General features: G+C 56.3%; 18 protein-coding genes and 1 riboswitch. Of the genes, 6 read left to right on the forward strand and 12 right to left on the reverse strand.

Annotated elements, in window-relative coordinates; genetic code table 11:
* Positions 1-50 precede the first annotated feature (50 nt).
* Complete coding sequence (pptA, locus tag ACW14G_RS12475) at positions 51-278, forward strand: tautomerase PptA (protein ID WP_163445541.1); 228 nt, start codon at positions 51-53, stop codon at positions 276-278.
* 53 nt (positions 279-331) lie between these two features.
* Here pptA and ACW14G_RS12480 read toward each other — a convergent pair whose 3' ends face one another.
* The gene (locus ACW14G_RS12480; RefSeq protein WP_249021825.1) at positions 332-1,711 is read right to left on the reverse strand and encodes a glycoside-pentoside-hexuronide (GPH):cation symporter; all 1,380 of its coding nucleotides are present in this window, start codon (positions 1,709-1,711) and stop codon (positions 332-334) included.
* Positions 1,712-1,733: 22 nt separating this feature from the next.
* Positions 1,734-3,305 carry an alpha-L-rhamnosidase-related protein gene (locus tag ACW14G_RS12485; protein ID WP_249021824.1) on the reverse strand — a complete coding sequence of 524 codons (1,572 nt, stop codon included), beginning with the start codon at positions 3,303-3,305 and terminating at the stop codon, positions 1,734-1,736.
* A 201-nt stretch (positions 3,306-3,506) separates the two neighbouring features.
* Here ACW14G_RS12485 and ACW14G_RS12490 point away from each other — a divergent pair, with 201 nt between their 5' ends.
* Both ACW14G_RS12490 and ACW14G_RS12495 read left to right on the forward strand, forming a co-directional pair.
* Entirely contained in the window at positions 3,507-4,328 is an 822-nt protein-coding gene (locus tag ACW14G_RS12490; RefSeq protein ID WP_163445547.1) for a helix-turn-helix domain-containing protein, read from the forward strand.
* 3 nt (positions 4,329-4,331) lie between these two features.
* Entirely contained in the window at positions 4,332-5,372 is a 1,041-nt protein-coding gene (locus ACW14G_RS12495; protein WP_249021823.1) for a LacI family DNA-binding transcriptional regulator, read from the forward strand.
* Between the two features lie 25 nt (positions 5,373-5,397).
* Here ACW14G_RS12495 and ACW14G_RS12500 read toward each other — a convergent pair whose 3' ends face one another.
* The 4 genes from ACW14G_RS12500 to ACW14G_RS12515 form a co-directional block, all read right to left on the reverse strand.
* On the reverse strand, positions 5,398-6,744 hold the full coding sequence (locus tag ACW14G_RS12500; RefSeq protein ID WP_191091002.1) for an MFS transporter: 1,347 nt from the start codon (positions 6,742-6,744) through the stop codon (positions 5,398-5,400).
* Positions 6,745-6,780: 36 nt separating this feature from the next.
* Entirely contained in the window at positions 6,781-9,264 is a 2,484-nt protein-coding gene (locus ACW14G_RS12505; RefSeq protein ID WP_419058705.1) for a PA14 domain-containing protein, read from the reverse strand.
* A 29-nt stretch (positions 9,265-9,293) separates the two neighbouring features.
* Complete coding sequence (gene bglB, locus ACW14G_RS12510) at positions 9,294-10,376, reverse strand: beta-galactosidase BglB (RefSeq protein WP_223802603.1); 1,083 nt, start codon at positions 10,374-10,376, stop codon at positions 9,294-9,296.
* 252 nt (positions 10,377-10,628) lie between these two features.
* The gene (locus ACW14G_RS12515; RefSeq protein WP_249021821.1) at positions 10,629-11,213 is read right to left on the reverse strand and encodes a flavin reductase family protein; all 585 of its coding nucleotides are present in this window, start codon (positions 11,211-11,213) and stop codon (positions 10,629-10,631) included.
* Positions 11,214-11,397: 184 nt separating this feature from the next.
* Here ACW14G_RS12515 and nhoA point away from each other — a divergent pair, with 184 nt between their 5' ends.
* Genes nhoA through ACW14G_RS12530 form a run of 3 tightly spaced genes read left to right on the forward strand, consistent with a single transcriptional unit; the run spans position 11,398 to position 13,656 of the window.
* Entirely contained in the window at positions 11,398-12,243 is an 846-nt protein-coding gene (gene nhoA, locus ACW14G_RS12520; RefSeq protein WP_167575855.1) for an N-hydroxyarylamine O-acetyltransferase, read from the forward strand.
* Positions 12,244-12,301: 58 nt separating this feature from the next.
* Positions 12,302-13,093, forward strand: a complete 792-nt coding sequence (locus tag ACW14G_RS12525; protein WP_249021820.1) for an MBL fold metallo-hydrolase — start codon at positions 12,302-12,304, stop codon at positions 13,091-13,093.
* A gap of 41 nt (positions 13,094-13,134) precedes the next feature.
* Positions 13,135-13,656 (forward strand): shikimate kinase, encoded by a 522-nt coding sequence (locus tag ACW14G_RS12530; protein WP_249021819.1) that lies wholly within the window; start codon positions 13,135-13,137, stop codon positions 13,654-13,656.
* 34 nt (positions 13,657-13,690) lie between these two features.
* Here the strand turns inward: ACW14G_RS12530 and ACW14G_RS12535 are convergent, their stop codons facing one another.
* The 6 genes from ACW14G_RS12535 to ACW14G_RS12560 all read right to left on the reverse strand — a co-directional run bounded on the left by ACW14G_RS12535 (position 13,691) and on the right by ACW14G_RS12560 (position 23,217).
* Entirely contained in the window at positions 13,691-14,704 is a 1,014-nt protein-coding gene (locus ACW14G_RS12535; RefSeq protein WP_249021818.1) for a magnesium transporter, read from the reverse strand.
* 54 nt (positions 14,705-14,758) lie between these two features.
* Positions 14,759-14,942, reverse strand: a riboswitch (M-box (ykoK) riboswitch).
* A 194-nt stretch (positions 14,943-15,136) separates the two neighbouring features.
* A complete protein-coding gene (gene narI, locus ACW14G_RS12540) occupies positions 15,137-15,817 on the reverse strand; it encodes a respiratory nitrate reductase subunit gamma (protein ID WP_064545526.1) in 681 nt (226 codons plus the stop codon).
* Positions 15,814-16,509, reverse strand: a complete 696-nt coding sequence (gene narW / locus ACW14G_RS12545; protein WP_065357005.1) for a nitrate reductase molybdenum cofactor assembly chaperone — start codon at positions 16,507-16,509, stop codon at positions 15,814-15,816. Before narW ends, narI begins: the two co-directional genes overlap by 4 nt.
* Entirely contained in the window at positions 16,509-18,035 is a 1,527-nt protein-coding gene (gene narH / locus ACW14G_RS12550; RefSeq protein ID WP_065357006.1) for a nitrate reductase subunit beta, read from the reverse strand. The genes narW and narH overlap by 1 nt, the downstream gene beginning before the upstream one ends.
* A complete protein-coding gene (locus ACW14G_RS12555) occupies positions 18,032-21,772 on the reverse strand; it encodes a nitrate reductase subunit alpha (RefSeq protein WP_419058709.1) in 3,741 nt (1,246 codons plus the stop codon). Before ACW14G_RS12555 ends, narH begins: the two co-directional genes overlap by 4 nt.
* Positions 21,773-21,831: 59 nt before the next feature.
* On the reverse strand, positions 21,832-23,217 hold the full coding sequence (locus tag ACW14G_RS12560; RefSeq protein ID WP_419058711.1) for a NarK family nitrate/nitrite MFS transporter: 1,386 nt from the start codon (positions 23,215-23,217) through the stop codon (positions 21,832-21,834).
* Positions 23,218-23,221: the final 4 nt, after the last annotated feature.

The following is a 23,221-nucleotide window of genomic DNA, read 5'->3' on the forward strand; positions in this document are numbered from 1 at the left end:
GCGGCCTGACTGTGGTAGTTTTAGGGGTCTCATTATAAGGAGTCCTGCCCATGCCACACGTTGATATTAAATGTTTCCCCCGCGACCTGAACGATGAACAGAAAACCGCGCTCGCGGCGGACATCACTGAAGTGTTGATTCGCCATCTTAATACCAAAGACCGCTCGGTGAGCGTGGCCCTGAATCAGGTGCAGGAAAGCGACTGGCAGCAGGTCTGGGATAGCGAGATTGCGCCGCAGATGGAGACGCTGATTAAAAAGCCGGGTTACAGTATGTGATGACGCAGTCGCCCGGCGTTGTTCTGGCACGCCGGGCGACTTCTGCACGGATATTATGCGGTTTTCGTTGCGGCGACCGCGGTCATCTCTTCTGACGCATGCCGCCCCGCATCCAGGTCGGCGCGAATCTGCTCGTAGTCGTCATCCAGACGATAGAAGCGCCCAATGCAGATCATCGAAGCGACAATCAGCAGCGCCGGGATATACAGATAGCAGGCTTTTATCGCCAGCATAGCGCTGTCGCTTTGCGTCGCGTTGGCGACATAGCCGCTGGAGGAGAGCAGCACGCCGATAATAGCCCCGGCTCCCGCCATGGCGACTTTACCGAGGAAGCCATTAATAGAGGTGAGAATACCTGCGGTATTAATGCCGGTTTTCCATACCCCGTAGTCGACCGGGTCGGCCTGCATCGAAAAGTAAATCGCCGTGCGTTGACCTGCGCCGAGCGACAGGATCACGGCGCCAACAATCAGCCCCCACGTATTCGCTCCGGCGGCAATCATCACCCCCATGCCCAGCAGGTTAATGGTGCTGGCGACCAGATAGACATGACGTTTTTTCATGCGGCTGGCCAGCATCGGCACCGTTAGCGTACCGAGCAGCGGCACGAAGGTGGAAATCCCCGCGACCACCGCCGTCAACTCAACGTTGCCGACGTAGTAGTGGAAGAAGTACACCAGCGCGCCGGTCTGGAAGAAAAATGCGCCCCACATCAGAAAGATATTGATGGCGAAAACAAACCACGGTCGGTTGGCTCGCAGGCTCACCCACGCGCGCTTGAGGGTCATGCGCTCCTGAGTAATGCTGATACTCTCTTTCACGTTGCGAAAGCTGACCAGCAAAAAGAAGGTAGCGATCACGCCGAACACGATCGCCGTGTAGAAGAAACCGTGCGCCTGGTTACCTTTACCCAGTGCGCTGACCAGCGGCAGCGTGGCGACGGCTACAATGGTTGCGCCAAGGGAGCCGAGCAAAATGCGCACGGTAGAGAGCGTGGTGCGCTCGCCGGAGTCATTGGTCAGGAACGGCAGCATGGCGCAGAACGGAATATTCACCAGCGTATAGAGGAACGACAGACACAAATAGGTGATAAAGGCGTAAACCAGTTTGCCGGTGGTGCCAAAATCCGGGACATAGAACGCCAGAATGCACAGCAGACCAAAGGGAACCGCGCCGAACAGCAAATAGGGGCGGCAGCGCCCCCAGCGGGTCGCGGTATTGTCAATCACCAGCCCCATCAGCACGTCGGCCACGCCGTCGACCAGGCGGGTGATGAGGAACATCAACCCGACGTAGTAAGCCGGTAAGCCCATCACGTCGGTGTAAAAAAACATCAGGTAAAGCGAGATAAGCTGCCACACCAGGTTGCAGGAGAGATCGGCGATACCGTAGCCCACGCGCTGTTTCCAGCGTTCAAACGTTGTTTCTGCCATATAAATAAACTCGCGTTAGTTGTTACAGACCGTACAGGCGGATAAACCAGGCCGGGGTACAGCTCCATGCATGGCAGTAGCTATTGATAAGCTTGCTACCATACGGAGAAAATTCAGGATGCTGCGGATCAAACACTTCCCAGAAGGTGTCCGCGCCATAGCGCACCATTTCACCCCAGTAGGCTTTGATCTCCTTGACTGCCTGCTCGCGCAGCCCGCATTGCAGCAGGGCGGCAATAAAATGGTGGCGGAGATAGGGGGTATTCATGGCGATCGCGGGCGGATGGCTCAGCAGCCGCTGCATAACCGCCAGACGCTGTTCCGGGTGGCCGACTTCCGCCAGCACCAGCCAGATTTGCGAAGCCCAGGAAACCTGGCGCGCCTCGCCGCTGATGAAATAGCCCTGCGCGTCATCCCAGAACTGCGTTTGCGCCACGGCTTTTAAGCGCTGAAGCTGTGCGCGATAGGCGGCGACAAGCTGCGGCTCAAACCGTTCAGCCAGCCACAGGCCGCGTTGCAGGCAGTAGATCAGCACGCCCTGGGCCGCGGCCTGTTTGTTTAAACTTTCCTGCCAGTCGATAAACACCCACCAGTCGTCGCTGTCGCGCACGATCCCACTGTCGTCGAGGCGGGTAAAGGCCAGTTCGAGCTGTCGTCTGGCGACCGGCCACAATTCGCGCGCTGTGGCAAGATCTTCGGCGCTTTGCAGATAGTTGTAGAGAACATCGACAAAAAACAGCGAGTAGTCGAACAGGAAGGTGTCGTCGGCGATCGTCTGCGGTTTGACGAAGACGTTGGCGGAAACCATGCCGTCGGCACGCGTGTGACCCGCGAACAGATACAGGCAACGACGCACCAGATCGTGGCGGGCAAAGGTCACGTCATTGACCAGTGCCTGCAGGCGAAGATCGCCGAGCCACAGGCGGCGGTCGCGCTTCGGACCGTCTTCAAAGACCTCCTGCATACAGTTTTTCAGCGTCAGTACCGACACCCGGTCAATGGCCTGGAGTTCGGCGTCGGCGCTCTCACATGACGGACACTGCTCGGGAGCTGAAGTGACGGTGTTGAGCAACAGGCTGTCGAAGCGCAGGCGGAATTTGCGCGACACGGCTTTGACCTCAATTTTCACGTAGCGGCAGCAGTAGCGACGCGGTAGCGCAACCTCGGCGGGCAACACGTCCAGCCATAAATCCTGCTGTTGCAGCCAACTGCTGCTGAGCCATCCGCGGTAATCGCTAAACGGTTCGCACACCTCGCAGAGTGTCTCGCCAAAGGTGAGTTGCAGATGGGCGGGGGCATCCGGCGGGCTCCCGGCGCTGTGGCAGGCAAACTGCAGATAACCGACGCAGTGGCTGCCAAAATCGATAATCACGCTTTCGCCTTCGCTGAACTCGCGCTGATACAGCGCTTCCAGCGAACAGAGCGGCTCGGCGCGCCAGCCGAACAGCGCCTGCGGATCGGCAACGGCGTTAATGACGGCAAGCGGCAATCGCGGTTGACGATGCAACTCAGGGGTGAGCGAGTCTGCCTTGTGCAAGAACTGCGGCTGGCGGACCATGGGGAGCTGGGCATTAAGCTGAATGGCTTGTGACATACGACGTCCTCGGAATAAGTTGTCCGCAGGATACGGCGGCGTGAGGGACGGCAACCACTCTGCTAATGCCAAATTTGGCGCGAGAGTGGCACTGATGGTGGGATAGTGCGACTGACGATCACAAATCCGCGATTCTCAATCGTCGTTGGGGCAAAAATGGCTTATCGTGCCGTCGTGCGGTAAGCCGTTTGGATAGCATCAATGATTACACTGACTACTGAATATTATTTCGCCAGTACCGGCGATAAGCTGGCGATGTATGCCAGCGACCCGGAGGATAATAACTGCGAGCATAGCCACGAGTTTGATGAACTGGTGATTGTGGAGCAGGGCCACGGTCTGCATGTTATTAATGGTCGCCCGTTGTATATTCAACAAGGGGACGTTTTTTACGTCAAATCTGGCGATTTTCATTTTTACGACGAGCTGGGAACCCTTAAGCTGATTAATATTTTGATCAATCCGCAGGTGCCGTTTCATTATTTGCGGCAGATTGACACGCTGCTGGGGCAGTTTTCAGCGCAGCAGGCCAGCTGTTACGGCTGGCTGTCGCCGGAGACACGTATGGCGTGTAAAGAGATGATTGCACAGATCTTTCTTCCAGAGATGCGGGAAGCGAAAAATCAGGCGTTACGCGAAGCGCGTTTTTTTCAGCTGGTCACTACGCTGCAATACGCGCAAACGCAGGCGGAATACAGCTCGACCAAATATAAACTGCATAAGTTATTAACCTGGCTACAAGAACACTGTTTTGAAGACCATAACTGGCAACAGCTTGCCGAGCGCTTCCATTTAACGACCCGCACCGCGTTTCGTCATATTAAAGAGGCGACGGGATTAACGCCGGATAACTATTTAAAACGGCTGCGGTTGGTTTCAGCACGGGTTAAATTACGTGAAACGGAAATGTCGGTGACCGAAATTGCCTATTTATGCGGCTTTGCTAACAGCAATCATTTCACCACACTGTATAAAAAGGTCTTTGGAATTACGCCGAGTGAAGAGCGGCGGCAGAAAGGATGAGAGATGAGTAAATCAGACAATCAGGCCGAGCGCGATGCGGGATATCGCCGCGTCCGGCTGGAAGATATTGCGACCCGTTGTCGCACTTCGCTCAGTACGGTGTCACGGGCGCTCTCCGGTGAAAAAGGGGTCAGCCATGAACTGCGTACGCGTATTCAGGAAGTGGCGCGGGCGATGCGTTACACGCCGGCTCAGGAGCTGGGTGGCGCGCGCATTGTGCTGGCCATTTCACAGGTAGCGATGCTCGATTATAACCGCTACCAGTTCAGCTGGTATGTTCTGCAAGGCTTGAAGGAACGGGCGAAAGTGCTGGGCGTTGATCTCACCACCCATCCGCTCAACGATAATGATAACGGTGCCCTGCAAGCGCTGCTGGAGGAACCGGACGTCGGGGGCGTACTGGCGCTGACGGTGGATGACAGCGGCTTTCTCAATACGGTGGTGAACCTGAAAAAACCGGCGGTGTTGGTGAACACCGAAGATCCGCTGATGCGCTTATCCAGCGTGCTGCCGTGTAACCGTTCTGCCACGCGCATGGCCTGTGAATACCTGCTGGATCGCGGCCATCGCGATATTCTGTTTTTAACGCACCCGGGCCGCCGAACGATTGAACAGCGTGAAGACGGCTGGCGAGACGCGATGCGCTGCCGCCAACTGCAGTGCGACGATTCACGTATTTTGACGGTCACCGACTGGCTGCCGGAACTGGCGGAGCAGGCGGTGATCGCGCGTTTTCGCGATAATCCGCGGGAGTGCACGGCAATACTGTGTGCGAATGATTCGCTGGCGCTCGGGGCGATCAATGGCGTGCGGGCCTTAGGGCTGCGCGTGCCGGAAGATATTTCGGTGATCGGGATGAATAACCTGCCGCAGGCGGAGTTTGCCACGCCGCCGTTGACCACCGTACATTTGCCGGTACAGGAAATTGGCACGCTGGCGCTGGAGCTGTTGCAGGATATGATTGCAGGGAGTGTGGAAATACCGCGACGGATTGAGCTGGCGTGCGCCATCGTTGAGCGTCAATCGGTGGCCCGTATCGCCTGATACGGGCCAGCCGGAGAGGAGCGGGTTACTCGAATTTAGCCCGTTCCATTTTCGGCACTAACAGCAGATACATCACCGCCCATGCCAACAGGTAAGCGACTGAGCTGATGGCGAACAGCGCCCAGTAGTTGCCGGAGGCTTCCAGCACGGCGCCAATGACCGTAGAGAAGATAACGCTGCCGATCATCCCGAAGGTGCTGCCGATCCCGACGACGGAGCCGACGGCGGCGCTTGGGAACAGGTCGGATACCGAAGTCAGAATGTTGGCGGACCAACCCTGGTGTGCTGCCGCCGCTAAACCGACCAGCGCGACGGCGGCCCACAGATTTTCGACCTGAGTGGCGGCGAAAATCGGCAGTACCAGACAGGCGCAAATCAGCATGGTGATTTTACGTGCACGGGCGGTGCTAAAGCCTTTGCTCATCAACTTACCGGGTAACCAGCCCGCGCCCAGACTGCCGACGATCGCGAACAGATAAATGACAATCAGCGGCAGACCCAGACCTTCCATGTTGATACCGCGTGACTCGTTGAGCCACTTCGGCAGCCAGAACAGGAAGAACCACCAGATGGGGTCGGTCAACATTTTGCCTAATGCGACAGCCCACAGTTGACGGTAGCCCAGCAGACGCGTCCATTTGATCGCGGAAACGCTGACGGTTTCTTCTTTATCCTGGGCAATCCACGCTTGCTCTTCGGCGCTGGCTTTCGCTTTCACCGGACCAAAGGCGATAAACCACGGAATCAGCCACAGGAAGCCGACGGCGCCAAGAATTAAGAATGCGCCGTGCCAGCCGTAATGCACCGCGATAAGCGGGATCAACGCCGGCGAGATAACCACGCCGATATTGACCGCAACCCCGAGAATACCGGTGGCCAGCGTACGTTCTTTCTTGGGATGCCACTCGGCAATCACCTTCATCGCGGCCGGGAAGTTAGCGGACTCACCGAGACCAAGCAGCACGCGCACCAGCGCAAAACCGGCGACCGAACCGACGACCGCGTGCGCCATTGCCGCGGCGCTCCAGACCACCATCGCCACCGCATAGCTGATTTTGGTCCCCAGTTTGTCGATAATGCGCCCGCACACCAGCGTGCCGACGCCGTAGGCGACGGTAAACGCATTGACCAACCAGCTGTACTCCATTTGCGTCCAGCCGATATCTTTTTGCAGCATCGGCGCCAGCAGGCCGAGAATTTGACGGTCCATGTAGTTAACCGTCGTCGCAAAAACCAGCATGGAACACACCACCCAGCGATAGTTGCTTTTCGGTTTCGCCACTTCGCGAGCGGGGTTGTGCAGCGTATTCGGATTAACGTCACCAGAGGTCTGCCCGGCAGGCGCAGACGGTTTATCTATTTGCGTATCCATTATTATTTTCCTTGCCCGGTCTCTGCCGGGCGTTGGTTACAGAGGAAGTTCACTGCTACTGCCTGCAACGGTCCACTGCTGTGGGTCAAGCGTGCGGTTTTCGGCGCTCACTCGTCCATCGGCCAGGAAACGCACCGTGCCGTACAGCGGATCGTTGACTTCGATACTGCCGTCGTCATGTTGCGTCATGGTCAGATCGTTAAAGCGCGCGCTGAAAGTCTCCATGTCGCTGTCGACCCGATCGTTGATGCGAACCAGCCAGCAGGTTTGTTGCCCGTTAAGGCGAATTTCACAGCCGCGGGTTGGGCCCGTATTCACCGTTTCGAACGCCTGATTGCCCACCAGCAGCGCCATGCCGTCGCCGCTACGTACGGCAGCGCGCTGGCCGCTGATAGCGACTTCATCGAACTGGCTTTGCGGCAGCCATGCGTGCGTAAACGGCGGTTGATCGGCATGCAGATTGAACGTCAGTACGGCCAGCCCGCGATATTGCTGAACGCGAGGCAGCGTGCCGCAGCCACCCCAGTAAGAAGGGCGACCGAAACCGCCGTGGAGGGTTTCACCGGGGTGGTTAATCCAGATCTGCGCTTCGGGTTGGTTGCCAAGACGCAAATGGAAAGGCGTCTCCTGATAACCCCATTCTCCCCAGCGGTAGCCGGCAATTGAGCCCATCGCCGCGTGGCGGTTTTTGTAGTGATAGAGTTTGGCAATCCGGTTGGCCCCCTGAGCAAAGCACCACTCAATGGCGCTCTCTTTTTGCCATGCAGCCACCTCCGCCAGTTCTGCCGGCAGGGTGAGCAGGCCATCGCGCAGCAGCAGGGCGAGTTGCGGCAGGGCATGGAAACGGCAGCCGTAGTTGCCTTTACCCCAGAGCAGACGCGATATCGCCGCCAGCTCCAGAGAGCGCCCGGCGCGAAGGGTATGTTCGTAAGAACGCCCCTGCGACGCGGTCAGGAATCCCTGGTGAGCGGAACGGGCAATCTGTGCCAGCAAACGCGTGATCGCCGCAATGGCGCGTTGGCTGATTTGCTCGTCGCCAGACAGGGCTGCCAGCGCGGTGAGCCCTTTCAGGTCGATAGGGAAATAAGGCACCGAGTTCCATTCGGCCATTTCACACTGCTCGAAATGATCCAGCCAGCTGATGACGCGAGCCTTACCTGCCGCCGCCTGTTCGCGGCCGCTGCGCCCGGAGCGGGTGAAAATGGCATCCGGGAAGAGGTTGCCTGCCAGCAGCGCGGCGGTGTGGAACAGCAGCGCGTGGTTCTCAGAGAAGTACCACTGAACATCATTGCCCGGTTCATCCATCCAGTAACGGAAGCGCAGAATGGCATCATCGATGCGCCCGCGAACCGCGGGATCGATCTTGTCGCCCCACACGGTGCGACACCACAGCAACGGCACCAGCGTAAAGTCAGCGCAATCATGGCAGTCGAGTACCGACGGCAGAACGCCATCCAGCATCTGCTGAGTTTGCTCATCGTTGAGACCGCAGGCCAGGCGCGCCAGCGCTTTAACGCTGCTGTATTCGCCTTCCTGAGCGACGACGTTCAACGCCTCCGCAATGCGCGCTTCCTGGGTTTGCGGGATCGCCGTCTGTCGGTCGGCGTGGCAGATTTCGACGCCGAGGGTGCGGCTTATCCTGAAACCTTCGCGTTGCAGCGTAATGTGGAAATTACGGAAGTCAGCCGGGATGTCTTCACTTTCCGCAATGGCGACCAGCGACTCGCCGGCAGGCAGACGGCTGTCCAGCGCGACCGGTTCATCGAGAGAGATAAAATCGCCCAGCACATTGACGTGCAGGTCATAGTCCGTCGATGCCGGCTGAGGAAATACCAGACGAATAGTGCCGCGGTTATACACCGGATGCTCAAAGGATGCGCCGTCAAGCAGCTGCTCCATCTCCTTGACCTGCGCGTCGACCAGCGGGGTTTCCAGTGCGATCTGCAGCGGTTCGCCGGCAAGGTAGTTGAGCTGGAAAAAGAAGCGAATATCGCGTTCGGCTAAGTCATCAAACCACAGCTCCAGCTCATTTTTCCCCGCTTTCAGCGAAAGGGTGAATTCGCGCTGGTTTTCCAGGTTGCGCTGATAATCCGCCATCCAGAGCACTTCTTCGCCATTCAGCTTGAGCAATGCGCCGCCGCAGGTCGCCAGACGGAAACGATACTCACCCGCCTGTGGGCAGTCGAGCTGCGTTCTGGCCCAGGCGCCAACGCGGGTTGGCCGGAACCAAAAGCCTGAGAGATCGACTCTGTCAGAGGCAAACGGGAACCACCAACGCGTGTAGCTTGCACTGGCGAACGGCTGAGGCTTTTTCTCGGCAAAGTGCTGGCGAAAATCATCGCGGCACGGATAGGTGTGAGGAATAAAGTTTTTATGTTTGCTTAAAAAGAAAAACGGATCCATTTCGCCTGCCATCGGTGAATCCACCGTGTCATAGCGCAAACTTGTAATATCAGATAGCTGCCAGTAGCGCACGGCGTTTCCCGCCGTTAAATTAAAATTACTATATTCAATAGCCATTTTTTTCTCCCAAAGAGAAGAGTCGTATTTTATTTGTTATCCGCCAGGCGCAAACCTTCACTCAGGCATAATATTGCCAACGCTTGCCCATAGCCGGTTGGTTGTAATGGAATGTCTTTATAAAATTGCAGGGTTCGCCCCATTCGCGTGCCATAAGAAACATTATGAACAGTTCCTTCAGCATCAATATTATCCTGAACAATCGCCAGCGCTTTCATTCCTGCCTCTAACCAGCGTTCGTCGCCAATTCCCAGGCGTGCGCCTTTTAATAAGCCGTAGCCAAAACCGGCGGTTGCGGAAATTTCGATGTAAGAATCGGGATGATCCAGCAGGGTATGCCAGGCGCCGTTATCCGCCTGCAGGTCAATCAACGTATTCACCTGTTTTTTCAGGCACTCGATCAGGTATTCGCGCACGCCTGCGCCCACGTCTGCCAGTTCCAGCAGCTCAAGGATACCAACGGTAATCCACGCGTTACCGCGCGCCCAGCGGGCTTTGGCAAAGTTGCTGTTCTCAACAAAGCTCCAGCCGTGGTACCACAAACCGGTTTGCGGATCGTTAAGATAGCGCGCATGCAGCAGGAACTGACGCACCGCCTCATCAACCAACTCCTGACGCCCGGAAACCGTACCGTAGTGCGCGAGGAATAGCACCACCATAAACAGCGTGTCGTCCCAGATCTCCATTTCGTTAATACCGTCGGAAACCACATGCTGGAAGCCTTGCTCCGGGGTGCGCGGAAGCTCAGTCATCACGCGGTTTGCCCAGTTATCCAGCACCTGCTGGTAGTGCGGCTGACGGTGATGGGACCAGAACAGCGAGAGGGGCAGCATCGGCGCGGTGGTATTTACGTTGAGGCTCGGCAGACCTTTTTCGATATTTCCCTGAAACCACTGGTCGATAATTTGATATAGATCATCAGACTTTGTGTTTTCCCATAAACGTACCAGTCCAAATAGCCCAACGCCCTGCGGCCATTCCCAACTGGAGAATGAAATATAATCTCCGGCGCTCCCGTCAAGATTGGGTTCATTAAAACGCCCATTATCTTTTAATTCAGTAAAGCCGCGCAGGAGTAAATCAATATTTTTATTCAGTGAACGCTTTTCCATTTTTATTCTCAGTCTACGTGTAAAGAAGATTTGGCAATAAGGATTAAATCACTACGCATTTCATATGCGCAATACGAAAAAATTTTGCGTTCATATTCTGTGAGCATTGCCGATATTTTATTGGTCTACGCAGAGGTTTTTTTGCGCGAAATAGGGGAGGGAATTGTTGATAAAACAAAGAGTTGTTGGAACAGTGTTTCATTCCTGCTAAGGAGACTGCACAAATTTTTTGCGCAGTCTTCAAAAAAGGCCTTATTGCGCGTCAATGAGCGGCACGCGGATCTGTTTACCGCTGGCGACAAAGGTGCCTGCGCCAAGATGATGTAGCGTATTGCGCTTATCATCGTCGAACTGCCAACGTCCGGCGACGAACGCCCGCTCATCAGCAGCAGCGGACACCACCTCGCCAAACAGGGTGTCAAAGTGTGATGCCGCTGCGGTGGCGGGCAGGAGTCGGCACTCCATCCATGCCAGGCATTTTTCTTCTATCACCGGCAATCCAAGCACCGGTCCGTTGATTGTCGGAATACCGTAGGCATTGAATTTATCCTCTTCGCGCCCGCTGATGCTGCCAACCGCATAGGTCCAGTTGGCGGCGGCAACGCCCGGCACCACAATGCCAAAGGTGCCATTACGTTCAATAATTTCCCGTGACCAGGCATTTTTATCCACCACAATGGCGATACGCGGCGGTTCGAATTCAACCGGCATAGACCAGGCCGCGGCCATCACGTTGCGGCGCTTCGTTTCATCGTCATAGCTGGTTATCAGAATGGTTGGGCCATGGTTAAGTAAACGGCTGGCGTGGTGAAGTTCGACGGGGCGAAAACGGCTCATAGAGGTTCCTCTGAGAATGAAGGTATGCAGCTTTCACACTAATTGGTGTGAAAATCGTAAGCAATATACAGAATAAAGTGGGGCGCTTGACGTTGTACACGCCGCCTCAACCGATCGCACAAAACAATCATTCTTAAGCGCAAAATAAGCTATAAAAGACGGAAACCTCATGCTGGAGCCATTGATGACCCCTTTTTTAAACGCCTATTTTGCTCGTCTGGGTTGGACGGGCACTCCCGACGTCTCGGTGGAAACGCTGCGTAGTTTGCATATCCATCACAACAGCGCAATTCCCTTTGAGAATCTCGACGTACTCCTGCCACGCGAGATGCATCTTGACGACCAGGCGCTGGAAGACAAGCTGGTTAACGCCCATCGTGGCGGCTACTGTTTTGAACAGAATGGCCTGTTTGAACGCGTGCTGCGGGAGATTGGCTTTCACGTGCGTAGCCTGCTGGGGCGGGTTGTGCTGGCGCATCCGCCGCAGATGCCGCCGCGTACCCATCGCCTGCTGCTGGTCGAGGTCGACGGAGAGCGCTGGATTGCCGACGTTGGTTTTGGCGGCCAGACGCTGACCGCGCCGATCAAGCTGCTGGCGGATATTGTGCAATCGACCCCGCACGGTGATTACCGTTTGCTGTATGAAAATCAGGAGTGGATCCTGCAATACAGCCATCACGATCACTGGCAGTCGATGTATCATTTTGATTTGGGTCGTCAGTACGCTTCTGACTATGTGATGGGCAACTTCTGGTCGGCGCACTGGCCGCAGTCGCATTTCCGTCATCACCTGCTGATGTGCCGCCATCTACCGGACGGCGGCAAGATGACGTTGACTAACTTTCACTTTACCCATTGGGATAAAAACCACGTGGTCGAGAAGGTGGATTTTCCGGACGTGCCCGCGCTGTATGAAGCGCTACAAACCCGCTTTGGACTTGGCGTCACCGATCCGAAATATGGTTTTAGCGTCAGCGAACTGGCGGCGGTAATGGCGGCATTCGACACCCATCCGGAAGCCGGTAAATAACAGGTAGCCCGGCCGAGGGATAGCCGACGCCGGGGTAAACCCTCAGGGATGAATGATCATGGCATTAACGCTTCGTGTTTTACTGGAAAATCATCTCGCCAGCGATGCCGACAGTCGGTTACGGAACCGAGCCGGATTAAGCCTGTTGCTGCAGGATGAAACCACCTCTGTTTTGTTCGACACTGGCCCGGATGACAGTTTCCTTCACAATGCTGCTTTGATGGGCGTTTCTCTTGATAACCTCACGGCGACGGTGCTTTCGCACGGTCATTACGATCATTGCGGCGGCGTTCCCTGGCTGCCGGACAATAGTCGCATCATCTGCCACCCGACAATTGGGCAGGAGCGCTTTGCCGCGGTGAACGTTGCGGGGCGCAGCCATAAAATCAAAAAACTCTCGCTGGATATTGATTACACCCGTCATCACATGGAGTACACCCGCACACCGTTGCCGATTAGCGAACGTTTTATCTGGTCCGGTGAGATCGGCGTCGATCATCCCCGAGCCTATGGCGTGGCCGCGGGTAAAACGGATTATGTGATTGATGAAGGGGTACTGATCTACTTGTCGGAACGCGGGCTGGTGATTATTACCGGCTGCGGACATCGTGGAATCATTAACATTGTCCAGCACTGTCAGAAAATTACCGGGATAAACCGCGTTCATGCGCTGATTGGCGGCTTTCATTTGCGCTGCGCCTCTCCGCGTACGCTTTGGCAGAGCAGGCAGTTTCTCCAGCAGTTAAAGCCCGATAAAATCATGGGTTGCCACTGCACTGGCGCGTGGGGAAAACTGTGGTTACCGGAGGTTATCTCCCCGGCGACCGGAGATACGTTTGTGTTTGAATAGCTATGTTCGCGACATTGTTCTGGTCGAGTGATGGGGGGAGCGTGCATCTTTATATGATTGGCCCTGGCGGGGTGGGGAAAAGCACCGTCGGGGAAAGACTGGCCGAACGGCTTGGCTACGCGTTTGTCGATCTTGATACGCAATTTTGCGAACGTCTGGCAAACATTCGTGATTACCTCAAGACTGACGGCTATGAAGCTTATCTTGAACAAAACTCCGCGCTGTTTGAAGCGCTATCGGTTGAGCTGCGCCATCATAATGTGGTTTTTGCGCTGTCTTCCGGTTTTCTTGCAACCGATATTCGCCCGGATATCGTTCAACGCAACCGCCAGCGCGTGCGGGAGTCCGGGCGTTCTATTTTGCTTATGCCGTCAAAGGATGTCGATGTCGCGTGTGACTGCATCGTTACGCGTCAGCTTAAACGCGGATTTGGGCTCGAACGGGATAAAGAAGAGGCCAAGTTCCGCCAGCGATTTCCCGACTATATGGCGCTGGGCGATATCCAGATTTTCGCAATGGGCTCACCGGAAATCCTCATTAACAAAATCATCGCCGCCCTGTAGCCCGGCGTTGGCTATCCCTCGGCCGGGCGTTCGCTTAGTTTAACCCTAAGAAGTGCTGGGCGATTTTGAAGTAGATAATCAGCCCGGTGCCGTCAATCAGCGTCGCGATAAACGGCGCGGAGACCACCGCCGGGTCAATGCCGACGCGTTTGATGACCAGCGGGATCACAGAGGAAACCACGGCGCTCCAGAGGGTGACGCACACCAGCGTCAGGCTGACGATAAAGGTAATTTCCGGGCCAATGCCCATTATCCACGCCCGCAGGCAGCCTGCCGCGCCGAGGGTGATGGCGACCAGCATTGCCGTCGACATCTCTTTACGCAGGATCCGTCCCAGATCCCGAAGGCCCACTTCGCCAAGCGCCATCGCGCGCACCAGGGTGGACGTTATCTGCGTGCCGCTGTTGCCTCCGGTGCCAATCAGCAGTGGGATAAAGAACGCCAGTGCGATGGCGGATTCCAGCGCCTCTTCAAAGTGTTGGATAACGGTGCTGGTGTAAGCCTCAGCGATAAACAGCAGCAGCAGCCAGACGGCGCGTTTTTTCCACAGCGTAACCGGGCTTATCTCCAGATACGGTTTTTCCAGCGGCAACGTCGCCCCCTGAAGCTGCGCGTCTTCGGTGATTTCATCCGCTAGCAGCTGGTCGATCTCTTTTTCATTCAGACAGCCTATAAGCTTGCCGTTTTTAATCACCGGCAGCAGGGTCAGACGGTGCTTTTCGATCAGTTCCGCTGCCACGTCGCGGGTATCGTCCGGGCCGACGTGGTATAGGGTGGTGGTCATCAACTGCGCGACCGGCTGATTATCATCGGACGCCTGGAGCAGCGTGCGTGTCGATAATATTCCGCGCAGGTTGTCGCCGGAAACCACGAATACGGCGCAGGGGAAATGGTCGTCATTTAATTGTCGCAGGAACATCTCGCGCGCTTCTTTTACGCTCAGTGGTTCCGGCAGCGAAATAAACGTTTTCGACATGTAGCTTGCAATAAGATCGCCCGTTACAGGGACGGTTGGGTAGTGCGGTGCAGTGGCATGAATGTAAGACATTAAAATGTTCCCTATAGAAATTCTATATAGGGCGAACAAAACAGGAAAAGCTGAGAAAAATCCCTACGTCCCGGTTTTAGCACTGAACAACGTATCTGTACGGCCTTGAGCCGTCAGAAGTTATCTTGGCAACACCTTGATTCGATGGATGCCTGTATTTCCCTGTGATGGTCTCTCTCGATACCACCAGGGCGATAACTTATGTTTATTCAGGAGCCTCGCCATAACAAGATTATTAATTACGATGCTGGGTGAATTTATATTTCCCGCGTGCTGTCAGACACTACGATAAATTCAACGAGCGTAATATAGCGCGTTATTACGCATTGTGGCGGTGAAAGATAAAGTGGTTGAGAATAGGTTTAATATTTTATTTGTGGCATAAAAAACCCGGCGTCGCGATGCTCGGCCGGGTTACAGGGTTCGAAAAGGCTATCGGCGTGAACGCACCACCTGATAACGACGGGTCAGATATTCCACCGGCGCGCTCCAGACGTGCACCAGGCGGGTGAACGGGAACAGCAGGAAGATGGTCATGCCGAGTACCAGATGCACGCGGTAGACCCAGGCTACGCCGTCCAGGTGTGCGGAGGCGCCGCCATGGAAGGTGACCACCGCCTGTGCCCAGTCGACCAGTTTCAGCATTTCGCTGCCGTCCGGATGCTGCGCGGAGAACGGAATGGTGGTCAGGCCGAGGCAGCACTGGATCAGCAGAATGCTGAGGATCAGAATATCCGCGGTCGACGAGGTGGCGCGAATACGTGGGTTAAACAGACGGCGAATCAGCAAGCCAGCGCCGCCGACCAACGTCATCACCCCACAGGCACCGCCGAGAATCATCGCCATCAGCTGTTTTTGCGACAGCGGCAGCCAGGATTCATACACCCAGTGCGGGGTCAGCATGCCGAAGAAGTGGCCGAAGAAGATGCCGAGGATGCCGACATGGAACAGGTTTGACCAAATCACCATTCCGCGTTTGTCGAGCATCTGGCTGGAGGAGGCGCGCCAGGTGTACTGGCCATAATCGTAGCGCAGCCAACTGCCCAGCAGGAACACCGTGCCGCAGAGATAAGGGTAGATGTCGTAAAAAAAGACGTTAAGGTACTGTATCATTTCGGGCCTCCCATACGGACGTCCACATACTGTGGCGCCACGTCCTGGCTAAAGCGTCGTTGATAGCTCTGCAGCGGAGAACTGTCGCAGGCGGTGGCGTTATCTTCGATAAACTTCACCTGTTCCTCTTCCCAGACCGCATCCAGCGCCTGGCGGGTATCGTCTCGCGCTTCGCCCGCCACCTGTTTTGTGACACTGTCACTTGATAGTGAGGTATTGGCCAGCGTCAGCAGGGTATCGAACAGCTGATACCACGGCGCCTGACGCTGTTTCAGCCGACCGCCAATCAGCGCCAGAATCGGCGCCACGTTTTGCAGGCCTTCCTGTGCCTGAGCCTGCGGCAGAATGCTGAGGTACTCCAGATAGAGCGGCAGATAGTCAGGCAGCTCGCGGCAGTTGAGCTGTAGACCCACCTGTTCATACTGCGCCATCAGCTCAACCATCGCCTGGCCGCGGTCACGCGATTCGGCATGAACATGCTCGAACAGCAGCAGCGAGGTCGCACGCCCGCGCTCAAAAATCTCACACCACTCGGCCTGCTTATCGAGCAGCGAGACCGCCAGATGCTGCTCCAGGAACGGGCGCAGCGCCGGGGCATCGCTGTCAATCAGGGCAAAAAGCTCGTCCTTGTTGTCCCAACTGAGTTCATCGGGGTACTCCAGCAGCAGCCCGATGATTTTCAGGATCCGCATTAGTCTTTCTCCCCGATGTTAATGGCGTCGATACGGTGGCTGTTAAACAGGTTGAACTTGGTGTCTGACCCGTGGCAGCCGTCGCCGAAGGTGAAGCCGCAGCCGTTGCGTTCCGGGAAGGCGTCTTCCGCCATTTCACGGTGGCTGGTGGGGATTACGAAGCGATCTTCGTAGTTGGCGATCGCCAGGTAGCGATACATCTCTTCGACCTGTTCCACGCTGAGGCCCACTTCCTCAATGGCGCGGGTGTCGGTCACGCCTTCTACGGTCTGCGAACGCTTATAGTGGCGCATCGCCATCATACGTTTCAGGGCGCGTAGTACCGGGCCGGTATCGCCGGCGCTGAGCATATTCGCCAGGTACTGCACCGGAATGCGCAGGCTTTCCACCGCGGGCAGGATGCTATCGGTTTTCGGCAGGCCGCCCGCGTCGGCGACCGACTGAATCGGTGACAACGGCGGGACGTACCAGACCATCGGCAGCGTGCGATACTCCGGATGCAGCGGCAGCGCCAGCTTCCAGTCCATCGCCATTTTGTAGACCGGCGAACGCTGGGCGGCATCAATCGTGTTCTGAGTGATCCCCTGTTTCAAGGCTTCCTCAATGACGGCCGGGTCATTCGGGTCGAGGAACACGTCGCACTGGCGCTCGTAAAGATCGGTCTCTTTCTCGGTGCTGGCCGCTTCTTCAATGCGGTCTGCGTCGTACAACAGCACGCCGAGGTAGCGGATACGGCCGACGCAGGTTTCAGAGCACACGGTCGGCTGGCCGGACTCAATACGCGGATAGCAGAAGATGCATTTTTCTGATTTACCACTTTTCCAGTTGAAGTAGATTTTTTTGTACGGGCAACCGCTGATGCACATGCGCCAGCCGCGGCACTTGTCCTGATCAATCAGGACAATGCCGTCTTCTTCACGCTTGTAGATAGCGCCGCTCGGGCAGGTGGCGACACAGCTTGGGTTGAGGCAGTGTTCGCACAGGCGCGGCAGGTACATCATGAAGGTATTTTCGAACTGGCCGTACATCTCCTTTTGCATTTCCTGGAAGTTGTGGTCGTGGGCGCGTTTTTCGAATTCGCCGCCGAGCAGTTCCTCCCAGTTCGGCCCCCATTCAATCTTGTTCATCCGCTGGCCGCTGATCAGCGATCGTGGGCGGGCGGTCGGCAGGTTTTTGCCTTCCGGCGCGTTATGCAGATGCTGATAATCGTAGGTGAACGGCTCATAGTAGTCGTCGATGCCCGGGATCAGCGGGTTAGCGAAGATTTTTGCCAGCACGCCGACGCGTCCGCCCATGCGCGGCGTCAGTTTACCGCTGATGCCGCGTACCCAGCCGCCTTGCCATTTTTCCTGGTTTTCCCAGTCTTTCGGGAAACCGATGCCAGGCTTGGTTTCGACGTTGTTGAACCACGCATACTCCATGCCTTCGCGGCTGCTCCAGACGTTCTTACAGGTCACTGAGCAGGTGTGGCAGCCAATGCATTTATCGAGGTTTAACACCATCCCAACCTGTGAGCGAATCTTCATTTTGCCGCCTCCTGTACCTGATCATTGCCTTCATCATCCAGCCAATTAATGTTTTTCATTTTGCGAATCATAATGAACTCATCACGGTTCGAACCGACCGTTCCGTAGTAGTTAAAGCCCCAGGCCAGTTGTGCATAGCCGCCGATCATATGGGTGGGTTTCGGGCAAATACGGGTTACCGAGTTGTGGATCCCGCCGCGCCGCCCGGTCACTTCCGAGCCAGGAATATTCATCAGGCGCTCCTGGGCGTGGTACATCATGGTCATGCCCGGCGGCACGCGCTGGCTGACCACCGCACGGGCGGTGAGCGCGCCGTTGGCGTTAAACGCCTCAATCCAGTCGTTATCGGCAATGCCCAGCTCTTTGGCGTCGGTTTCACTCAGCCAGACGATTGGCCCGCCGCGCGACAGCGTCAGCATCAGCAGGTTTTCGCTGTAGGTGGAGTGGATGCCCCATTTCTGGTGTGGCGTCAGGAAGTTGAGCGCTTTTTCCGGGAACCCATTCGGCGGAATAGCGTTCATCTGGCTCACGCTGCGGGTGTCAATCGGCGGTCGATAGGCCACCAGACTTTCACCGAAGTCGCGCATCCACGGGTGATCCTGATACAGCGACTGACGCCCGGAGACGGTGCGCCACGGGATCAGTTCGTGAACGTTGGTATAGCCCGCATTGTAAGAGACGTGCTCGTCTTCCAGACCAGACCAGGTGGGGCTGGAGATAATCTTGCGCGGTTGCGCCTGAATATCGCGGAAGCGGATTTTTTCGTCCTCTTTGTTGGTTGCCAGGTGGGTGTGGTCGCGGCCGGTAAATTCACTCAGCGCCTGCCAGGCCTTCACCGCAACCTGCCCGTTGGTTTCCGGGGCGAGGGCGAGGATCACTTCTGAAGCGTCAATTGCCGTCTCGATACAGGGGCGACCTTTCGCCGGGCCCTGCTGCTTGACGTAGTTGAGCTTGCCGAGGAAATCGACCTCGGTTTGCGTTTTCCAGCCGATGCCTTTGCCGCCGTTACCTAGCTTGTCCATCAACGGGCCGAGCGAGGTAAAGCGTTCGTAGGTGGCCGGATAATCGCGCTCCACGGCGATAATATTTGGCGCGGTCTTACCCGGAATGAGATCGCATTCGCCTTTGCGCCAGTCCTGAATCGCGAACGGCTGCGCCAGTTCGGCGGGGGAGTCGTGCTGTAGGGGTTGCAGTACTACGTCGGTTTCCGTACCCAGATGTCCCTGGCAGATTTCGGAGAACGATTTGGCGATGCCTTTGTAGATTTCCCAGTCGCTTTTCGATTCCCATGCCGGATCGACGGCGGCAGACAGCGGGTGGATAAACGGGTGCATATCCGAGGTGTTCATATCGTCTTTTTCGTACCAGGTGGCGGTTGGCAGGACGATATCGGAGAACAAACAGGTGCTGGACATGCGGAAATCGAGGGTCACCAGCAGATCGAGCTTGCCTTCAATCGCGGCGGTCTGCCATTCCACTTCTTCCGGTTTCACGTCTTCTGCGGAGCCAAATTCCTCACTCTGAATACCGCTATCTGCCCCCAGTAGGTACTTCAGCATATATTCATGACCTTTACCGGAGGAGCCCAGCAGGTTTGAGCGCCAGATAAACATATTGCGCGGGTGGTTCTTCCCGCTGTCCGGCTGCTCGCAGGCCATGCGGATCTCTCCGGACTTCAGTCCTTGTACGGTATAGTCCTGCGGAGTCATCCCGGCCGCGTCGGCTTTCGCTTTCAGTGACAGCGGATTGAGATTGAGCTGCGGGGCGGAGGGCAGCCAGCCCATGCGCTCGGCGCGCACGTTAAAGTCGATCAGGTGACCGCTATATTTCGTCGGGTCGGCCAGCGGTGAGAGCAGCTCCTTCGCGGTCAGCTTCTCGTAGCGCCACTGGCTGGCGTGATTGTAGAAATAAGAGGTGCTGTTCATCTGGCGCGGTGGACGGTTCCAGTCCAGCGCGAAGGCCAGCGGCAGCCAGCCGGTTTGCGGCCGCAGTTTCTCCTGGCCGACGTAGTGCGCCCAGCCGCCGCCGCTTTTGCCAATACAGCCGCAGAACACCAGCATGTTGATCATGCCGCGGTAGTTCATGTCCATGTGGTACCAGTGGTTCACCCCGGCACCGAGAATAATCATCGAACGGCCATGCGTTTTATGCGCCGTATCGGCGAATTCGAGGGCGATTTTTTCGATATTCTGCCGCGACACGCCGGTGATCTGTTCGGCCCAGGCAGGGGTATAGGCTTTCAGTTCGTCAAAGCTTTTGGCCGCCAGATTGTCGTCCAGGCCGCGATCGAGCCCGTAGTTGGCCAGCGTCAGGTCATAAATACTGACCACCAGGCGACGGCTGCCGTCGGCGAGGGTGAGCTCTTTTGCTGGCAGTTTGCGCACCAGAATGGGATCTTGTTTCACGCTGCGGAAGTGCGGGTTTTCGTTGCCGCCAAAGTAGGGGAAGGCCACGCCCGCCACCGTGTCGCGATTATCGAGCAGAGAAAGCGTCAGCTCGGTCTCTTTACCGGATGCCTGTGATTCGAGGTTCCATTTCCCTTTTTCACCCCAGCGGAAGCCGATGGACCCGTTTGGTACCACCAGTTCGCCATCGCTGTTGTAGGCAACGGTTTTCCACTCCGGGTTATTACTTTCGCCAAGTCCATTGACCAGGTCGGCGGCGCGCAGCATTCGGCCCGCGACGTATGAACCATCTTCCCGGCTATCGAGCATCACCAGCATCGGCATGTCGGTATAGCGACGGCAGTAGTTGATAAAATAATCGCTCGGATTATCCAGGTGGAATGCTTTGAGGATCACGTGCCCCATCGCCATCGCCAGCGCGCTGTCGGTACCCTGTTTCGGCGCCAGCCACTGATCGCTGAGTTTGGCCACTTCCGAGAAGTCGGGGGTAATGGCGATGGTTTTGGTTCCCTTGTAGCGTACTTCGGTGAAGAAGTGGGCGTCCGGGGTGCGAGTTTGTGGGACGTTAGAGCCCCAGGCGATGATATAGCTGGAGTTGTACCAGTCGGCAGACTCCGGCACGTCGGTCTGCTCGCCCCAGGTCATCGGCGAGGCCGGCGGCAGGTCGCAGTACCAGTCGTAGAAGCTCAGGCAGGTTCCGCCGATCAGCGACAGGTAGCGCGTCCCCGCGGCATAAGAGACCATCGACATCGCCGGAATGGGCGAGAAGCCCGCCACGCGGTCGGGGCCGTAGTTTTTGATAGTCCAGACGTTAGCGGCAGCGATCAGCTGGTTCAACTCTTTCCACGACGAACGGACGAATCCGCCTTTTCCGCGCGCCTCTTTGTAGCGACGGGTTTTCTCCGGGCTTTGCATGATGCTGTCCCAGGCCAGCACCGGATCGGTTTGCTGCGCCAGCGCCTCGCGCCACAGTTCAATCAACTTCTTGCGCGCCAGCGGATATTTCAGGCGGTTAGCGCTGTAGAGATACCAGGAGTAGCTTGCGCCGCGGGGGCAGCCACGGGGCTCATGGTTGGGCATGTCGGGGCGGGTTCGCGGGTAGTCGGTTTGCTGGGTTTCCCAGGTCACCAGGCCATTTTTGACATAAATCTTCCAACTGCATGAGCCTGTACAGTTCACACCGTGCGTCGAGCGGACGATTTTGTCGAACTGCCAGCGCTGACGGTAGCTATCCTCCCAATCACGGTTATTGTCATAGACCTGTCCGTGACCATTGGCAAAGGTCTCGCCTTTCTGCTTAAAGTAGCGAAAGCGATCCAGTAGTTTGCTCATGACATTTTCTCCTGACGGGGGATTGCGCCCCCGTGGTTACACTGCTCACATTTTTATGTTTATTTGGACGTCGGTTTGCGGCGGCCATAGACCAACCAGGTCACCAGTACGCAGACGACGTAAAAGACAAAGAACACTTTCATGGCGCCAACCGGCGAACCGGTCATGGCAAGCGAGGTGCCGAACGCTTTTGGAATGAAAAAGCCGCCGATCGCGCCAATGGCGGAGATAAACCCCAGGGCGGCGGCGGTGTCGGTCACCGCTTCATGCTGGGCCTGCTCGTCGGTGCCGCCGCGCTTTTTCACGCTGTCGATGGTGATTTGACGGAAGATGACGGCGATCATCTGGAAAGTTGAACCGCTGCCCAGACCGGCGGTGAGGAACAGCCCCATAAACACCACGTAGAAGGCAAGGAAGCTGCCGGAACCGCTGCCCGGTAAGGTCAGGAACAGCAGGCCGGAGAACAGCGCCATCAGAATGAAGTTCACCAGCGTGACCTTGACGCCGCCGAGTCGGTCGGAGATCACCCCGCCAAACGAACGCGCCAGCGCGCCGATAAACGGCCCGAAGAAGGCGAGTTTGAGGATGTTAACGTCGGGGAACTGGGTTTTTGCCAGCATGGCAAACCCTGCCGAGAAACCGATAAACGAGCCGAAGGTGGCGAGATAAAGCAGGCTCAGCAGCCACATATGTGGACGTTTGAGTACCGGCAGCTGTTCGCGCACCGAGGCTTTGGAACTGGCAATATCGTTCATACCAAACCAGGCGGCGAGCGTGGCAATCACGAGGAGCGGCACCCAGATTAACGCGGCGTTGCTGAGCGCCAGCGTCGAACCGTCTTCCTGCGTGACGCCGTGAATGCCGATAAACGCGAACATGGGCAGAAAAATGACCGCCGGGGCAACCATCTGCATCACGCTAACGCCAAGGTTGCCAAGGCCACCGTTGACCCCCAGCGCGCTGCCCTGTTTGGCTTTGGGGAAGAAGAAACTGATGTTACCCATGCTCGAGGCAAAGTTAGCGCCTGCAAAACCGCACAGCAGAGCGATGATGACAAATACCCAGAACGGAGTAGCGGTGTCCTGAATGGCGATACCTAACCAAATACACGGAATAACAAGGATAACCGTGCTTAATACCGTCCAATAGCGCCCTCCAAATATAGGTACCATAAAGGAGTAGGGCACGCGCAAAATAGCACCAGAGAGAGAAGGCAGTGCGGTTAATAAAAAGAGTTGGTCAGTTGTAAAATTAAAACCGACTTTATTGAGATTGACCGCCACTGCGCTAAATAACATCCAGACGCAGAACGCGAGTAATAAGCAGGCCACGGAAATCCACAGATTTCGCCTTGCGATTGATTTACCTTTATTTTCCCAGAAGGCAGGATTTTCCGGTTTCCATTCTTTTAAAAGGTAATGATTATCTTTCTCATTGCTTGGCATAATA

The organism is Kluyvera sp. (genome assembly GCF_965301105.1).

Excerpts from the sequence above, each read along its gene's own strand:
- pptA (WP_163445541.1), top strand. The coding sequence starts at position 51 with ATGCCACACGTTGATATTAAATGTTTCCCCCGCGACCTGAACGATGAA.
- ACW14G_RS12480 (WP_249021825.1), bottom strand. The coding sequence starts at position 1,711 with ATGGCAGAAACAACGTTTGAACGCTGGAAACAGCGCGTGGGCTACGGT.
- ACW14G_RS12485 (WP_249021824.1), bottom strand. The coding sequence starts at position 3,305 with ATGTCACAAGCCATTCAGCTTAATGCCCAGCTCCCCATGGTCCGCCAG.
- ACW14G_RS12490 (WP_163445547.1), top strand. The coding sequence starts at position 3,507 with ATGATTACACTGACTACTGAATATTATTTCGCCAGTACCGGCGATAAG.
- ACW14G_RS12495 (WP_249021823.1), top strand. The coding sequence starts at position 4,332 with ATGAGTAAATCAGACAATCAGGCCGAGCGCGATGCGGGATATCGCCGC.
- ACW14G_RS12500 (WP_191091002.1), bottom strand. The coding sequence starts at position 6,744 with ATGGATACGCAAATAGATAAACCGTCTGCGCCTGCCGGGCAGACCTCT.
- ACW14G_RS12505 (WP_419058705.1), bottom strand. The coding sequence starts at position 9,264 with ATGGCTATTGAATATAGTAATTTTAATTTAACGGCGGGAAACGCCGTG.
- bglB (WP_223802603.1), bottom strand. The coding sequence starts at position 10,376 with ATGGAAAAGCGTTCACTGAATAAAAATATTGATTTACTCCTGCGCGGC.
- ACW14G_RS12515 (WP_249021821.1), bottom strand. The coding sequence starts at position 11,213 with ATGAGCCGTTTTCGCCCCGTCGAACTTCACCACGCCAGCCGTTTACTT.
- nhoA (WP_167575855.1), top strand. The coding sequence starts at position 11,398 with ATGACCCCTTTTTTAAACGCCTATTTTGCTCGTCTGGGTTGGACGGGC.
- ACW14G_RS12525 (WP_249021820.1), top strand. The coding sequence starts at position 12,302 with ATGGCATTAACGCTTCGTGTTTTACTGGAAAATCATCTCGCCAGCGAT.
- ACW14G_RS12535 (WP_249021818.1), bottom strand. The coding sequence starts at position 14,704 with ATGTCTTACATTCATGCCACTGCACCGCACTACCCAACCGTCCCTGTA.
- narI (WP_064545526.1), bottom strand. The coding sequence starts at position 15,817 with ATGATACAGTACCTTAACGTCTTTTTTTACGACATCTACCCTTATCTC.
- narW (WP_065357005.1), bottom strand. The coding sequence starts at position 16,509 with ATGCGGATCCTGAAAATCATCGGGCTGCTGCTGGAGTACCCCGATGAA.
- narH (WP_065357006.1), bottom strand. The coding sequence starts at position 18,035 with ATGAAGATTCGCTCACAGGTTGGGATGGTGTTAAACCTCGATAAATGC.
- ACW14G_RS12555 (WP_419058709.1), bottom strand. The coding sequence starts at position 21,772 with ATGAGCAAACTACTGGATCGCTTTCGCTACTTTAAGCAGAAAGGCGAG.
- ACW14G_RS12560 (WP_419058711.1), bottom strand. The coding sequence starts at position 23,217 with ATGCCAAGCAATGAGAAAGATAATCATTACCTTTTAAAAGAATGGAAA.